This window comes from Pseudogracilibacillus sp. SO30301A, from assembly GCF_037072025.1.
Classification (GTDB): Bacteria; Bacillota; Bacilli; order Bacillales; family Amphibacillaceae; genus Pseudogracilibacillus.
In genome coordinates, this window is record NZ_JAXHDD010000001.1 from 224,150 (window position 1) to 239,837 (window position 15,688).

At 36.9% G+C, this 15,688-nt stretch carries 13 protein-coding genes and 1 pseudogene; all 14 read right to left on the bottom strand.

The annotated features are described in order from the left end of the window. Positions 1–94 precede the first annotated feature (94 nt). Positions 95–709 (bottom strand): orotate phosphoribosyltransferase, encoded by a 615-nt coding sequence (gene pyrE / locus SPD89_RS01110; RefSeq protein ID WP_336260103.1) that lies wholly within the window; start codon positions 707–709, stop codon positions 95–97. Continuing rightward, positions 693–1,406 carry an orotidine-5'-phosphate decarboxylase gene (gene pyrF, locus SPD89_RS01115; protein WP_336260104.1) on the bottom strand — a complete coding sequence of 238 codons (714 nt, stop codon included), beginning with the start codon at positions 1,404–1,406 and terminating at the stop codon, positions 693–695. The genes pyrE and pyrF overlap by 17 nt, the downstream gene beginning before the upstream one ends. Continuing rightward, positions 1,399–2,310: a dihydroorotate dehydrogenase gene (locus tag SPD89_RS01120; RefSeq protein WP_336260227.1), complete on the bottom strand. Its 912-nt coding sequence runs from the start codon at positions 2,308–2,310 to the stop codon at positions 1,399–1,401. The genes pyrF and SPD89_RS01120 overlap by 8 nt, the downstream gene beginning before the upstream one ends. Further along, positions 2,310–3,068, bottom strand: coding sequence for a dihydroorotate dehydrogenase electron transfer subunit (locus SPD89_RS01125; RefSeq protein ID WP_336260105.1), 759 nt, complete (start codon positions 3,066–3,068; stop codon positions 2,310–2,312). The genes SPD89_RS01120 and SPD89_RS01125 overlap by 1 nt, the downstream gene beginning before the upstream one ends. Continuing rightward, entirely contained in the window at positions 3,065–6,265 is a 3,201-nt protein-coding gene (carB, locus tag SPD89_RS01130) for a carbamoyl-phosphate synthase large subunit (protein ID WP_336260106.1), read from the bottom strand. Before carB ends, SPD89_RS01125 begins: the two co-directional genes overlap by 4 nt. Next, the gene (locus SPD89_RS01135; RefSeq protein WP_336260107.1) at positions 6,258–7,361 is read right to left on the bottom strand and encodes a carbamoyl phosphate synthase small subunit; all 1,104 of its coding nucleotides are present in this window, start codon (positions 7,359–7,361) and stop codon (positions 6,258–6,260) included. The genes carB and SPD89_RS01135 overlap by 8 nt, the downstream gene beginning before the upstream one ends. Further along, positions 7,348–8,637: a dihydroorotase gene (locus SPD89_RS01140; RefSeq protein ID WP_336260108.1), complete on the bottom strand. Its 1,290-nt coding sequence runs from the start codon at positions 8,635–8,637 to the stop codon at positions 7,348–7,350. Before SPD89_RS01140 ends, SPD89_RS01135 begins: the two co-directional genes overlap by 14 nt. Next, positions 8,564–9,520 carry an aspartate carbamoyltransferase catalytic subunit gene (locus SPD89_RS01145; protein WP_336260228.1) on the bottom strand — a complete coding sequence of 319 codons (957 nt, stop codon included), beginning with the start codon at positions 9,518–9,520 and terminating at the stop codon, positions 8,564–8,566. The genes SPD89_RS01140 and SPD89_RS01145 overlap by 74 nt, the downstream gene beginning before the upstream one ends. Positions 9,521–9,708: 188 nt before the next feature. Further along, positions 9,709–10,248: a bifunctional pyr operon transcriptional regulator/uracil phosphoribosyltransferase PyrR gene (gene pyrR / locus SPD89_RS01150; RefSeq protein ID WP_336260109.1), complete on the bottom strand. Its 540-nt coding sequence runs from the start codon at positions 10,246–10,248 to the stop codon at positions 9,709–9,711. 792 nt (positions 10,249–11,040) lie between these two features. Further along, positions 11,041–11,949, bottom strand: coding sequence for an RluA family pseudouridine synthase (locus SPD89_RS01155; RefSeq protein ID WP_336260110.1), 909 nt, complete (start codon positions 11,947–11,949; stop codon positions 11,041–11,043). Continuing rightward, on the bottom strand, positions 11,946–12,422 hold the full coding sequence (gene lspA / locus SPD89_RS01160; RefSeq protein WP_336260111.1) for a signal peptidase II: 477 nt from the start codon (positions 12,420–12,422) through the stop codon (positions 11,946–11,948). Before lspA ends, SPD89_RS01155 begins: the two co-directional genes overlap by 4 nt. A 226-nt stretch (positions 12,423–12,648) precedes the next feature. Then, complete coding sequence (locus SPD89_RS01165; protein WP_336260112.1) at positions 12,649–13,155, bottom strand: methylated-DNA--[protein]-cysteine S-methyltransferase; 507 nt, start codon at positions 13,153–13,155, stop codon at positions 12,649–12,651. Between the two features lie 516 nt (positions 13,156–13,671). Next, positions 13,672–14,268 carry a bifunctional transcriptional activator/DNA repair enzyme AdaA gene (locus SPD89_RS01170; protein ID WP_336260113.1) on the bottom strand — a complete coding sequence of 199 codons (597 nt, stop codon included), beginning with the start codon at positions 14,266–14,268 and terminating at the stop codon, positions 13,672–13,674. Next, a pseudogene (locus SPD89_RS01175) lies at positions 14,252–15,536 on the bottom strand (APC family permease). Before SPD89_RS01175 ends, SPD89_RS01170 begins: the two are co-directional and overlap by 17 nt. Positions 15,537–15,688: the final 152 nt, after the last annotated feature.

Here is a 15,688-nt window from a genome sequence, read left to right on the forward strand (position 1 = left end):
ATAAATAATGGTCAAATTCATTTTAATTGTAAGATGAGCAGTAGTTCTAACACACAATAAAAAAAGAACCTGTATAAGACTCTCTTTCACTCATTTATAATTGGCCCCGCCAGGTTAATAACTTTTCCTTATCGGCTTCTGTAATTTCTTTATCTGCAACGAGCACCTCTAGTAGATTATCAAAACTTGTGATCGTACTTACAACTAAGTCTTCTTCTTCAAAACGTTTGTCGGAAATCGGTAAACCATAAGTAAAGATTGCTAATACTGCTAAAACTTCAAATCCTTGATTACGTAAAACATTAGCTGTCTCGATTGAAGATCCACCTGTTGATATCAAGTCTTCAATCACAACTATCTTTTGACCTTTTTCAACATTTCCTTCAATTTGATTTCCTTTTCCGTGCCCCTTAGGCTTTGAGCGAACATATATCATTGGAATATTTAATTCACTTGCAAGCCAAGCAGCATGAGGGATTCCAGCTGTTGCACATCCTGCAATAACATCAGGTTGTATATTTAACTCTTCCAATTTTTGCAAAAATGCTTTGGTTATTTTTTTTCTTATTTCAGGATAGGACATTGTTAAACGGTTATCACAGTATATTGGCGATTTAATTCCTGATGTCCAAGTGAAATAACCTTCTGTTTTAATTTGAACCGCCTTAATACGAAGTAAATCTCTTGCAATTTCATTTTGAAGTTCCATTTTTCCATTCCTCCACTGCTTGGGTGTATGCTTGTAATGGTTCTTGCGCTTTTGTAATACTTCGACCAATAACAATTGCATCTGTACCAAGTTTTCGGGCAAGCGCTGGTGTTGCGCTTCGTTTTTGATCATCATCATTACTTGAAGCAAGACGAATACCTGGTGTCATCGTCAGAAAAGATGCTGAACAAACTTGTTTGATTTTTTCCACTTCATGCACCGAACAAACTACTCCATCACTTCCGCTCATTTTAGAGAGTTTTGCTAAATGAACGACATTGTTTTCTACAGTCCCCGGTAATCGCAAATCTTGATGAATCGTTTCATCATCCATTGATGTTAAAATGGTTACAGCAAGTAGCTTTGTTTCATGTCTACTCGTAGAACTAGACTGTAAGCCTTCTTTCGCCTTTTGAATCATATCTCTTCCACCTAGTGCATGCAAATTTACATATTCGACTTCAAGAGCAGCCAAATTTCTCATGGTTCTCATAACGGTTGTTGGAATATCATGTAATTTTAAATCTAAAAAAATCGGATGATTCCGTTCTTTCAAAGCTTCAATAACGGATGTTCCTTCCCGGTAAAATAATTCCATCCCTACTTTTACTGGAACTTCATGTAAATTATTTTTATCTAAAAAATGTTTGGATTCTTCCCATGTTGGAAAATCAAGCGCTAAATATATATTATCCATGGTGTGCTCCTCCCGTTGCCTCTCGTACAGATTGAAATTGGTATTTTTCTAAAACTGTAGGCAAATCATCAATAATTTCCGGGCAAGCTAAAGGATTTTGAAAATTAGCAGTTCCAACTGCCACAGCATCGGCTCCTGCTAATAGAAATTCTAGTACATCTTCTGCGCTTTGAATTCCGCCCATTCCAATTATTGGAATATTTACATGTTGTCTCACTTCATAAATCATTCGAATCGCTATTGGTTTAATCGCAGGTCCGGATAATCCTCCCGTTTTATTGGCAATAACGGGCTTTCTGCTTGGTAGGTGAATTTGCATACCGGTCAAGGTGTTGATCATCGATAATCCATCTGCTCCAGCATCTTCAATCGCTGTTGCCATTTCAACAATATTAGAAACATTCGGAGATAGCTTCACATATACAGGAACATTACTTATCGCTTTCACTTTTTCAGTAACTGTTTTTGCCATTGCTGGATCCATACCAAATTGAATGCCACCCTCTTTTACATTCGGGCAGGAAATGTTTAGTTCAATGGCAGAAATAGCGTTTGTCTGATTCAGTGTTGCAACAACTTTTTCATACTCTTCAATTGTACTTCCTGCAACATTCGCGATAATCGGAATAGAGAAGGGCGTTAAAAAAGGTATTTCATTTTCAATGATTTTATCGACACCGGGATTTTGTAAACCAATTGCATTTAACATTCCAGCAGCTGTTTCAGCAACTCGAGGTGTTTCGTTTCCGAATCTTTCTTCCCCAGTAGCGGCCTTCATAATAATAGCACCTAATTTACTCAAATCATAAAACTGATTATACTCACGTCCAAAACCAAAACATCCTGAAGCAGGCATAATTGGGTTTTTCAATTCAAGTCCGGGTAAAGAAACAGATAAATCTATCATAATATCACCTCATCGGCTGCAAAAACAGGACCATCCTGACATATTTTTTTATAACCTTTCTGATCATTTGTAGGAACGACGCAAGCAAAACATGCACCAACTCCACAACCCATCCGTTCTTCAAAGGATAAATAACCTTCTATATGTGGCAACTTATTTTTTACAGCTTTTAACATGGGAAGCGGTCCGCAAGAATAATATCTATCAAATGGCGCTACATGTCCAATTACGTCCGTTACAAACCCCTTTTCTCCATAAGATCCGTCATCCGTTACAATGACAGTTTCACCAAGTGATTGAAATTTTTTCTCATAAAACATATACGCTTGAGACTGAAAACCTAATATAAACTGCAGGGTAATTCCACGTTTTTTTAACTCTGTCGCTAAAAAATAGATAGGCGGTACACCGATCCCACCCCCAATTAATAGAACCGATGCGCCTTCATGTAAATTTTCAACAGGAAATCCCTTGCCGGCTGGCCCTAATACATCAAGTTCAGTTCCTATTTCATAAATAACTAAAGTTTCCGTACCAGATCCAACAGTTTTAAATAAGATCGTAGTAGTATGAGCCTGTTTATCAACAGCTGCAATAGAGATAGGGCGGCGTAATGTGTGTCCGGGTACAGCTATGTGTAAAAATTGTCCTGGAACAGCATGCGTGCTAATATATTCATTTTCCAACATCATTTCGTATGAGTCTTTTGCAATTTTGTCTACTGAAACAATTTTCATCCATTCTTTTTTTATCATGCTTCAAGTACTCCTTTTTCAGTAATCAATCTTGCACGAAAAGTTGCGGAATCAATAACATGTAAAATTGCCTCCGACGTATCTAAGTTTGTTAGACTAATAATTCCATGCTCTACAGCTTCTCTACGAATTCGAAATCCATCAGAACGTGGCTGTTTACCAGAAGTCAATGTATTCACTACGAATTGTACTTCCCCATTCTGAATAATGGATAGAACATTCTTTTTATCGGTACCAATCTTACCTACTGCCATTACAGGTAAGTTCTTGTCCGAAAGATACTTAGCAGTTCCTTCTGTTGCATACAACTGAAATCCAAGTTCATAAAATCGCTTAGCAATTTTATAAGCTTCTGCTTTATCTTTATCAGCAACTGTTATTAAAACAGATCCCTCAAAAGGAATAGTGATACCGGAGGCAGTCAAGCCTTTGTAAAGTGCTTTTTCAAGCGTTGAATCATAACCAATTGCTTCTCCCGTTGATTTCATTTCAGGACCTAAAGTAGTATCTACACTACGTAATTTTTCAAATGAAAATACAGGGAGTTTCACATATACATTTTCTGGTTCTGGATAAATTTCAGTTGTAAACCCTTTGTTTTGTAATGATTCTCCCAATATACACTTTGTCGCAAGATTTGCCATTGTAATTCCTGTAACTTTACTTAAAAAAGGAATCGTTCGACTTGCACGAGGATTAACCTCAATTACGTAAACATCATCTTCATGAATAATAAATTGAATGTTAACTAAGCCTATAACTTCAAGTTCTTTTACAATTTTATCCGTTGCCTCTAAACATTTTTGTTTCACTGATTCGCTTAAACGTTGTGGTGGATAAACAGCGATTGAATCTCCAGAATGGACACCAGCACGTTCAATATGTTCCATTATCCCCGGTATAAAGGTTGTTTTCCCGTCACTGATTGCATCAATATCTACTTCGATTCCGGTGATATATTGGTCAATCAACAATGGTTTATTAGATTTTATCGCGGGAATCTTTTGCAAATAAGTAGAGAGTTCTTCCTCATCATGAACAATTTCCATTTGGCTACCGCCAATCACATACGATGGTCTCACAAGTACCGGATAACCGATCGCTTCCGCTGTTTCATGGACTATTTTCTTATCAGTTATTGCTTTCCCTTTAGGTCTAGTTAAGTTAAGATCCTCCAATAGTTGTTCGAACTTATTTCTATCTTCTGCACGATCGATTGCCTCAAGACTTGTTCCTAAAATCGTAACTCCTCTTTTTCTTAACCCTTCAGCAAGATTGATTGCTGTCTGACCGCCAAATTGTACAATAACTCCAATTGGATCTTCTACTCTAACAATATGCATAACCTCTTCTAATGTAAGTGGTTCAAAGTATAATTTATCAGATACAGAAAAATCAGTTGAAACTGTTTCAGGGTTATTATTAATTATGATTGCTTCATATCCCATTTCTTTAATCGCCTGAACAGAATGTACTGTCGCATAATCAAATTCAATCCCTTGACCAATCCGGATTGGTCCAGATCCTAATACGATCACTTTTTTCTGATCAGTTCGAATCGACTCATTTTCTTGTTCATACGTACTATAAAAGTAGGGGGCGGTAGATTCTACACTTCCTGCACATGTGTCCACTTTCTTATACACTGGAAAAATATTATTCTCATATCGATACTCATATATTTTTTCTTCGGTCGTTTCCCATAATCGAGCAATTTGAATATCGGAAAACCCAAATTGCTTTACTTTTTCTAACGTCTCTAGGTGAAACGATTGTAAAGCAACTTCTTTTTCTAACTCAATAATATGGTTAATTTTTCTTAAGAAAAGCGGATCAATCTTTGTAATATGATAGATTTCGTCTATCGTCATTCCTCGTCTTAATGCATGTGCAATTACAAAAATACGTTCATCATCTGCATGTTCTAAACGGTTCTTTATTTCTTTTTCAGAGATTGATTCAAGGTTTTGTAAATATAGATCTCCATTGCCAATTTCTAAAGAACGAATTCCTTTTAACAGAGATTCTTCGATATTTCTTCCAATCGCCATTATTTCTCCAGTAGCTTTCATCTGTGTTCCTAATTTACGGTCTCCAGAGACAAATTTATCAAAAGGAAAGCGTGGAATCTTCGTCACGACATAATCAAGTGCTGGCTCAAAACAAGCAAATGTCGTCCCTGTAATTGGATTAATAATTTCATCTAAGGTTAAACCAACAGCAATTTTTGCGGCGATTTTTGCGATCGGATAACCTGTTGCTTTCGATGCTAAAGCAGACGATCGACTAACTCGTGGATTTACTTCGATAATGTAATATTGAAAACTATATGGATCAAGCGCCAATTGTACGTTACAGCCACCCTCAATTTCTAAGGCGCGTATTAATTTTAAGGAGACCTTTCTTAATAATTGATTCTCACGGTCGGTTAACGTTACAGAGGGAGCAAAAACGATGGAGTCTCCAGTATGGATTCCGACTGGATCCATGTTTTCCATATTACAAACGACAATTGCCTGGTCTTTTTTATCACGAATTACCTCATACTCAATTTCTTTGTACCCGGCAATACTTTTTTCAATGAGACATTGCGATACAGGAGAAAGTTTCAAACCATTTTGAACAATATGTTCCAGTTGCTCCCTGTTATCACACATTCCCCCACCCGTTCCTCCCAGGGTGAATGCAGGTCTGACAATTAAAGGATAGCCTATTTTCTCAGCAAAATTTACTGCTGCTTCCACTGAAGTAACTATATCACTTGGAGGAACTGGTTCATTTAATTGTTCCATTAATGTCCGAAATTTTTCTCTATCTTCTGCCTTTTTAATTGCTTCTAACGATGTTCCTAATAGCTGCACTTGGCATTCAGCTAAAATACCTGACTCATTTAGTGCTACAGCCAAGTTTAATCCTGTTTGTCCTCCTAATGTAGGGAGGATGGCACAAGGTCTTTCTTTTCGAATAATTTTACTTAAAAACTCAACTGTTAATGGTTCCATATATACTTTGTCAGCGATCGTATGATCCGTCATAATTGTTGCTGGATTTGAATTTGCTAAAATGACGGTATACCCTTCTTCTTTCAATGACTGACATGCTTGTGTACCTGAATAGTCAAACTCTGCCGCCTGTCCAATTACAATTGGTCCTGAACCAATGACTAAAATTTTCTCTATTTCTGTATTTTTAGGCATGAAGCAGCCCTCCATTATTCATCTGATTGTTAGCTAGTTCTTTTAGAAACGTATCAAAGATAAAATTTGTTTCGTTTGAACCAGGTGCACCTTCTGGTTGGAATTGTACGGATATTACTGGATAAATTTTATGTGCTAATCCTTGGATTGTATGATCATTTATGGAACGATACGAAATAGTTAAATCCGTATCTTTTAATGTGGATTCATCTACTGTGTAACGACAACTTTGTGTAGTAATCCACGTTTGATTACGCTGTAGATCTTTAACCGGAAAATTGTTTCCAAAACTCCCTACTGGAAGCCTTTTTGTATTTGCTCCACAAGCTAGAGCTATTATTTGATGTCCTAATCCAATGCCAAGAATAGAAGTTTTTAAGACTAATGATTTAACCGTATGAATAGTAGTCGTAACTGCTTTAGGATTACCAGGGCCATTTGAAATGATAATCCCATCTGGTTTAAACTGCAAAATATCTTCTTCTGAATAATCATAAGGTACAACAGTAACATGGCAGTCACGTTCTGTTAATTCGTGAAGAATTTGATGCTTCATTCCCATATCTATGACAACAATTCTTTTTCCTCTTCCAGGAACGATATACGGTCTTGTTGTCGATACGTTTTGAACAACATCTTTCTCCTTTTCGTTTGTTAATTTAATTATGATTTCTTCACGGTCTACATCTAAATTAGAAATCATTCCTTTAACTGCACCTTTTTCACGTAAAATTCTTGTTAGCATTCTTGTATCGATCCCTGCAATTCCGGGAATATTATGTTTTAACAACAATTGATCAATTGTTTCCTCACTGCGAAAATTAGATGGCTCCGAACAAATCTCTTTTACAATAACTCCACTAACTTTTGCACTTAACGACTCAAAATCATCACGATTTACCCCATACGAACCAATCGACGGATACGTAAACAGTGTAATTAAGTCATAATAACTTGGATCTGAAATGATTTCTTGGTACCCAGTCATGCTCGTATTAAAGATTATTTCTCCACTAACGTTTGCACTTCCTCCAAATGCTTTCCCAATAAATGTTGTCCCATCTGCTAAAATAAGTTGTCGTTTAGTCATGGTCATGTAACCCTTCCTTATATACAATTTTTCCAGTCGCTATGGTAAGTACAGGATTTCCATACACTTGCCAGCCTTGAAAAGGGGTATTTTTTCCTTTTGAATAAAACTTGTTTTTATAAATTGTACATTCATTTTCAAGATCAACCAAAGTGATATCTGCGATTGCGTTTTCTTCCAATAAACCGTACGGTAATGTAAACACTTCTGCTGGTTTTCTCGTAAATGCATTCACTAATTGTTCTAATGTCATTTTATTCGTTTTAACTAGATGTGTATAAAGAAGCGGGAATGCTGTTTCTAAACCAACGATTCCAAAGGGTGCTTCAAGCATCCCTAAAGCTTTTTCTTCATCAGCATGTGGTGCATGGTCTGTTGCGACAAAGTCAATCGTTCCATCTAATAATCCTTCCAATAATGCATCACGGTCTGCTTTACTGCGAAGAGGTGGGTTCATCTTAAAGTCTGCATCATGATCCTTCACATCATCTTCAGTTAATAATAAATGATGTGGTGTTACTTCTGCTGTTACGTTAATTCCTGCTTTTTTCGCATCTCGAATAACTCGGACAGACTCTTTCGTACTAACATGACAGACGTGATAATGGCAATTCGCTTCTTCAGCAAGTAAAACATCGCGAGCAATTTGGACGGATTCGCAAGCACTTACTATACCAGGTAAATTTAACCGTTCACTTACATTTCCTTTATGAACTACTCCTCCATAAAGGATGGAATTATCTTCACAATGAGCAACGATCGCCATATCACTTGCAGCTGCTTCCTTCATTGCTTCAAGCATCTGCCCAGCGGTTTGAATCCCGACACCATCATCTGTAAATGCAAATACTCCTAATTTACTTAACTCTTTTATATTAGTTCTTTCCTCTCCTAGTAACCCTTTTGTTATTGCTGCATAAGGAAGAACTCTAATACGTGCGTCTTTTTTAATCCGGTTTAGAAGTTTTTCCACTTCTTCACTTGAATCTGGAACAGGATTCGTGTTTGGCATTGAGCAAACTGTTGTATACCCGCCACGTGCTGCAGCCATTGTTCCTGTAGCAATCGTTTCTTTATGTTCCCCTCCCGGTTCACGTAAATGAATATGAACATCGATGAATCCGGGTAACACTAATTTACCTTCACAGTCGATTACATTTTCTGCTTCAGTAGTAATTGAAGCTGCTATCTTTTTTATCCGATCCCCTTCAATTAACAGTTCGCACTTTTCTAATGTATTGTCTTTGCTCAAGCGAGTTGCATTTTTCAATTTTATTTTCATCGATAATCCCCCAATTTAATAATTGTTTTGTTAAAACGGCCATTCTAACATACACACCATTTTCCATTTGTTTAAAAATTTTGGATCGATTGCATTCGACAAGAGATGAGTCAATTTCAATTCCACGATTAACTGGTCCAGGATGCAAAATAATTGCATGTTTTTTCATTCGTTTTTCTCTTTCAATTGTTAGACCAAAATTTTCATGGTAATCCAATGTTGCTCCGACAAACTCATTATGTCTTTCATGTTGAATACGTAGTAGCATAAGTACGTCACAATTTTCGACTGCTTCATCAAATGATAAAACCGGGTAGCCAAGTGATTCATCCATAAATTCTGGAGCACCTGAAAAATATACTTGAGCGCCTAATTTACTTAACATTTCTGCATTTGAACGGGCAACTCTACTATGCTTAATATCGCCTGCTATCACAATCTTCAATCCACTAAATCGACCAAATTCTTGATAAATCGTATCTGCATCTAATAGACTTTGCGTTGGGTGATCTTTTTTACCAGCACCTGCATTAATGATTGGAATCGACAGCTTATCAGCTAGCTCTTTATCCCAGTCATCTGCTTCATGTCTGACGACAAGTACGTTTGCCCCGATAGCTTCAAACGTTTTTGCCGTATCATAAAGACTTTCTCCTTTTTTCATGCTTGACGTTTCTGCATGAAAATCTAGAGGTTCAATCCCTAACTTTTTCTCCGCAACAATAAAGCTTATTTTCGTTCTTGTACTAGGTTCAAAAAATAAATTTGCCGCAAATAATTGGGTTGATATTTTGTACTCATCTTCACGGAATCGATTTGCCATATCTAGAAGACAAACGATTTCCTTAGCTGATAAATCTCGAACTGAAATAAAATCATTCATATTGCGCACCCCATCTCCAATTTCTATTATCCCATTTTCCCGCGATTTGATACGATCCGTAATTTTCATAAAAAAACTCTTTGCAAAAAGGTCGCAAAGAGTTATACAAGTACTATACTCGTATGGTTTGTTGAATTCTCAGCTACCTTTTAAATCTCACGGGATTTATTTAAAGGGCCAATCTTTATTCAATTAATTTCATAAATACTTACTTCATCCAAATCATCTTGCTCAGTTACATTGACCACAATTAATTCTTCTTTTGATGTTGGAATATTTTTGCCAACGTAATCTGCTCGAATCGGTAATTCTCGATGTCCTCTATCTGTCAACACTGCTAATTGAATTTGATCAGGGCGCCCGATATCCATGACAGCATCCATTGCCGCTCGAACTGTTCTTCCTGTAAATAGAACATCATCTACTAAAATTACTGTCTTATTCGTAATATCAAGTTCAATTTTCGTCCCTAATATTTCAGGATCTGTAGATTTTTGTTGTAAGTCATCTCGATATAAAGTGATATCGAGTTCTCCTATTGGGACAGTGATATCTTCAATTTGCTCTATTTTTGCTTGGAGTCGTTTCGCTAGTGGAACACCTCTTGTTTTAATACCTACTAAAACGATAGTGTCTCCACCTTTGTTTCGTTCTAAAATCTCGTGAGCTATTCGCGTTAAAGCTCTATTTATTGCTGATTCATCGAGAATCGTTGTTTTCTTCTTCACTCTCCCACCTCCTATAAATATTTATGCATCAGTTCTATTCATAAAATTCATTACTATTAATCGTCACAGTTGAAGTATACTGTTGAGTAGTGAAAATTTGTAAATTAGTAACAGCTTCGTTGATTTTCGCTGCGAAAATGTAGACAAGTTGCAAAGTAAAATACCGCTACGGAAATACACTCCGCTTTCCGTGGGCGGCTGATGAGCCTCCTCGTCGCTACGCTCCTGCGTAGTCTCACCGAGGCCTTTCCTCCCACAGGAGTCTCCGTGTATTTCCTTCGCTGTAATGGTGAAGGTAACATCTACGCAGCTTGATACTGTCACAATAGTTGATTAGGGGCCGGAGGACAGTCGACTCCTAGAAGCAAAAAGCGGTCACGTCCTGGGACTGTAGCTACGTTTTCGTCCCACCATAAAGATTTGTGACCAACGCCGGCACTTGCACGTCCTGTGCAGCGAAGGCTGAAGCATGCACTAAGGATGTGCCACTGCCCAGAGGCGAAAATCAACGGTGCAGCATCTAGGTTGACCGATAAATTATCAACTTAAGTTACTGCTCGGTTTATGGATTTTATCAAGTAACACCTAATGTTTTTCGATATACGAGTGGTTTACAGTTCCAAACTTTTGGCTAACAATCTTGTTACATTAAAAAACCCTTATGCCAGTTATGAAGGCATAAGGATTTGGACATACGTATTCCTATGTTCCGTTTCCTTGTTAGCCTCTCTGGACTATGTTAAAGGATCTCTTATTTGACTATGTTTATTATTTCAAACCTGACCTCTAAAGTCAAGACATATTTTCTAATCTTTGTAACAAATTATTGAAATCCTCTGGCTGTTCGACAGTAAATGTTTTCTTTACACCTGTTTTTGGGTGGATAAAACCTAACTCTTTTGCGTAAAGTGCTTGGCCTTTTATTAGAGAAGATTTTTTACGGCAGTATACCTCGTCCCCGACAATAGGATGATTCATATATTTTAAATGAACTCTTATTTGATGAGTTCTTCCTGTCTTTAATTCGCATTCCACATACGTGTACTGCTGAAATCGTTTTAATACACGGAAATGAGTCTCGGCTTCTCTTCCGTTTTCCACTACAGCCATTTGTGATCTGTTTTTCGGATTACGGCCAATTGGGGCTTTAATAATACCTTTTGAATGAGATAATACCCCAAAGCAAACTGCTTCATAAATTCGAGTAACTGTTTGGTCCTGAAATTGTTTTTTCAAATCTTCATGTGTTTCATTATCTTTTGCAATTAGCAGTGCACCACTCGTATCCTTATCTAAGCGGTGAACAATTCCTGGACGGTCATCTCCACTCAAATTGGACAAATATTCACAATGGTGTAGTAAACCATTTACCAACGTATTTGTCATCACCGATTGTGTCGGATGAACAAGCATCCCTTTCGGTTTATTCACTACAAGTAAATATTCATCTTCATATAAAATATCTAAAGGAATAGGCTCCGCTTTGATCTCCATTGTTTGTGCTATCGGAATATCCCATTTAATTATATCTCCATACTTACATTTATAATTCGCTTTTTGCTTTTCGTTATTAACGGACACATAATCTCCTTTGATCCATTGTTGAATTTGTTGCCGGGAGTATTCCGTATTTATGTTGGTTAAAAGCTTATCAAGTCGAATACCTGCTTCTTCTTCCATTATATGATGGATAAAAGTCATGATAGCTGTTTTCCTTTCTTAGCCTTTTTTTCATCTAGGAAAGTAGCAATTAAAATAAGAAACACACCAATAGTAAGCGCAGAGTCAGCAACATTAAAAATTGGAAAATCATAATTGATAATAATAAAATCTAAAAAATCAACGACTTCTTTGCGAACAAGACGATCAATAAAGTTACCGATTGCGCCTCCCAATAGTAAACTTAATGAAATAGCGAGCAATTTATTATCCTTTGCATGTTTTTGCATATAATAAATAATACCGATAATAACGATAACTGTGATAATATAGAAAAAAGTCATATGTCCTTGCAAAATTCCCCAGGCAGCTCCCTTGTTCCTGTGAGAGGTAAGGTAAAAGAAATTTTCTATAATAGGAATACTTTCGTATAATTCCATTTTTTTATCAACGATCCATTTTGTGCCTTGATCCAAAATAATTACGATTATAGCTAGTATGTAATAACGCCCCATATCCATCCCTCCGAAATCGACCAATAAAACTAAACATATCTAATACAATATCACTATTATACGATTTCTTCACGAGATTTATCTATGTAAACTTAAAAAATTATACCGGACCGTCCAAAGTTTTAAAGAATGGCTCATTTCGTCAGTTTTATTGCCTTTCTCCCCCATAGTTCCATAGTTGATATACACAGCGTCAATAGTTCTATCTATTAATGATTCTCCACTATTATATGCTAATGGCTGCCTCATCAGAGATACTATTACCCTCGATTTCCAGCAACTGTTTCTTCATCTCCACCCCACCTGCATACCCCGTCAGCTTCTTGTTCCTACCAATAACACGATGGCAGGGGATTAAAATTGGCAGGGGATTAACTGCAATTGCTCGCCCTACCGCACGAATGGCATAAGGTCTTTCAATAAAAGCTGCTACATCGGTATAGGTCTTTATCTGTCCATAAGGAATTTGGAGCAAAGCATTCCATACTTGTTTTTGAAAGGGTGTCCCTTTCAGTTTAAATGGAATATCGAATTGACGAATGTTCCCTACAAAATATTGCCGGAATTGCTGGCAAACAGATTTTCCAAGTTCATGACTTCTTTTCGTCGTATGTTTTGCAGTGATAGTATGCCAGTGATCATCAGTTAAAACAATCCGTCTTAATTGATCGTTTTTATCAAAAGTAAATCGTAGATTGCCGATTTTTGTATGGCACGTATCATAAATAATCATATAATTAGTCTCCTTTGGCGTATTTTGAGTACTTTCCTCATATCAAAATTTTTTAGAAAACTTGTCATTCGTTAAAGAAAACATACCCCTTCAAAGTAGGTATGCCGACGTTAGGCGCAAAGCCTATTCTTAGTCTGCCTTCCTAAAGAATCCATAACTGGGGTGACTAGGTGATGTTGTACTTATGCTCTAGAGTGTAAGCCTTTACGGTGAGAGTACGAGTTGCATTTACGAGTGATTGACGTGCTAGTACTGGCGCCCGCAACAATGCTTTACGGTGGGACGAACGAAAGTGCACATTCTACTCGAAGGGACGAGTAAGCGCAGTCCTAGGATTCTCACTCTTAGCCAGTGTGCGAGTCAAGAAAGGATTTATACTTTTGTATGAAAATAAACCTTTTTCATGATAGATGGTGGCTTCCGCAAATGCAGGGCCATGCCGGTTTCTTTTCTGCCAAGAAATACGAGAAGTATAAAGCACCCTTGTTCATTCGTTCTTTTTTTAACGAACGTAAATTAGTCAAATTCTTGGTTGGCGTTATTTCCGTTATGGTAAGTACGAAATTGACTCGGTGAAAGTCCCGTATATCGTTTAAACGCATTATAAAAGCTAGAAACACTTTGATAACCTACTTGATAACCAACCTCCGTGCTATTAAGATTTGTCGTTAAAAGAAGTTCCTTCGCTTCATGCACTCTAATCTTTTCTAAATATATTCGTGGAGTATATCCAGTTCTTTCTTTGAAAATACGATTTAAATGAAAACGACTAACTCCGACCCTTGACGCAATTTCATGTAACGACATATTATGAAAATAATTATTTTTTATCAATCGCTTCGTATCTTCCATAAGGCTTTCGAATGGGTCATACGTTTTTATATTTAGATCTGGTCGGCATCTTTTGCATGGTCGATAGCCTGCATTTTGGGCTTCGTTCGCATTTGGAAAAAAGGAAACATTTTCGCAATTAGGCACCTTAGACTTACAAGAAGGACGGCAGAATATTCCTGTTGTCCTGACTGCGTAAAAAAATTTCCCATCATATGCTGGGTCACATGACACTGTCGCTTTCCACATAGTTTCTTTTGAAAGATTATTTTGATCCTTCATTAGATTTTATCCTCCCTTGTAGGAGAAAGTTTTCTTGCTAATATCATATAAATTGCATATAAAACGACGACAATTATCGGTACAACTATATACATTTGGAAAAATGGAAGAACCAATAAACATAAAATGAAAGAGGTTAACGATGCCCACCATGGCGATGTATTCTTCCTAAATAATTTAACGCCCGCTGCCATTGAAAGAATATAAACTAAAATGCCAAGAGAAGTCGGTATAAACAAAATATCATCAAACGTCAGCGATAAAGACTTCGTCACTAAAACACCTGCTACCGAAAAACAGATAATAAATAATACCATCCGTCTCGGAATTTGAGTGGTTACATGGCGTCTTGAAAAAAATTTTGGAAAAGCATTATCTCTGCTTAATGAATATCCTAATTGCGTTAAGCTAGCTACAAATGCGTTGGATGTTCCTGTACAAATAATGAACGCTAAAACAGCCGTGACTATTTTGGCACCTACGCCTACTGTATCCCCCATTATAACACCAATAGGAGACAGATTGCTTTCTTGACTGCCATACGTCGCCGTTCCAATAGTGACAAAACTTAACGCTAAAAATAATAATCCAATGACTATTGCACTAACAACTGCTCCTTTGACAATATCCTTTTCTGGTCTTTTAAAGTGCTCGGCTAGATTACAAATCGCCTCCCAACCGAAAAAAGACCAAAAGATAACCGTTATAGCGCTCCCGACAGAAAACCACCCATTCGGAACAAAGGGAGTAAAATTCCCCCATTGTATTCTTGGCAGTGACACAAATACTGTTATCAGTAAAAGTATCAATAATAAAGAACTTAAAAACAATGCAACTTTACCACTAACATTTACTCCGTAATAATTAGTAGCACCTGCAATTGCCAAAATAAAAATTGCAAGTACAGTTGTTTCAACATTTGAAAATCCAAATGCCTGACTAACATAATAAGCTCCGGTTAAAGACACAATTGTTTGACCAACTGCTGCTGTTACAAAGTAAAACCACCCAACGATATTGCCAAGATGATAACCAAAAGAATTTCTAACAAAGGTTGCTGCTCCACCAGCATCAGGGTATTTTCTTGCCAAACTAGCAAAAGAATAAGCAAGCGGAAAGCTAATTATTATAACGATAAGCCAAGATACAATAGATGAAGGCCCCGCCATTGAAGCTGTTACCCCCGATAAAAAAAGGACACCTGAGCCTAGAATAGCAGCAATGTATAATGCAATTCCTTGAAATAATCCAATTGATTTATTATTCATGGACTCACCTCCTGTAGCAATTAGTGTACAGAAAAGGGGTGAAAGATTCTTCCTTTTTTTTGCGCTTTCATTCGTTAATAAAGTTAATCAAAAATATTTTTATGAATCGCCCGTTTGCAAAAGACTGATTTTTTAGAACGATCACAAAACAA

Coding starts and splice junctions, on each gene's coding strand:
- pyrE (WP_336260103.1), bottom strand. CDS start 709: ATGGAACTTCAAAATGAAATTGCAAGAGATTTACTTCGTATTAAGGCG.
- pyrF (WP_336260104.1), bottom strand. CDS start 1,406: ATGGATAATATATATTTAGCGCTTGATTTTCCAACATGGGAAGAATCC.
- SPD89_RS01125 (WP_336260105.1), bottom strand. CDS start 3,068: ATGATAAAAAAAGAATGGATGAAAATTGTTTCAGTAGACAAAATTGCA.
- carB (WP_336260106.1), bottom strand. CDS start 6,265: ATGCCTAAAAATACAGAAATAGAGAAAATTTTAGTCATTGGTTCAGGA.
- SPD89_RS01135 (WP_336260107.1), bottom strand. CDS start 7,361: ATGACCATGACTAAACGACAACTTATTTTAGCAGATGGGACAACATTT.
- SPD89_RS01140 (WP_336260108.1), bottom strand. CDS start 8,637: ATGAAAATAAAATTGAAAAATGCAACTCGCTTGAGCAAAGACAATACA.
- SPD89_RS01145 (WP_336260228.1), bottom strand. CDS start 9,520: ATGAATGATTTTATTTCAGTTCGAGATTTATCAGCTAAGGAAATCGTT.
- SPD89_RS01155 (WP_336260110.1), bottom strand. CDS start 11,949: ATGACTTTTATCCATCATATAATGGAAGAAGAAGCAGGTATTCGACTT.
- lspA (WP_336260111.1), bottom strand. CDS start 12,422: ATGGGGCGTTATTACATACTAGCTATAATCGTAATTATTTTGGATCAA.
- SPD89_RS01165 (WP_336260112.1), bottom strand. CDS start 13,155: ATGATTATTTATGATACGTGCCATACAAAAATCGGCAATCTACGATTT.
- SPD89_RS01170 (WP_336260113.1), bottom strand. CDS start 14,268: ATGAAGGATCAAAATAATCTTTCAAAAGAAACTATGTGGAAAGCGACA.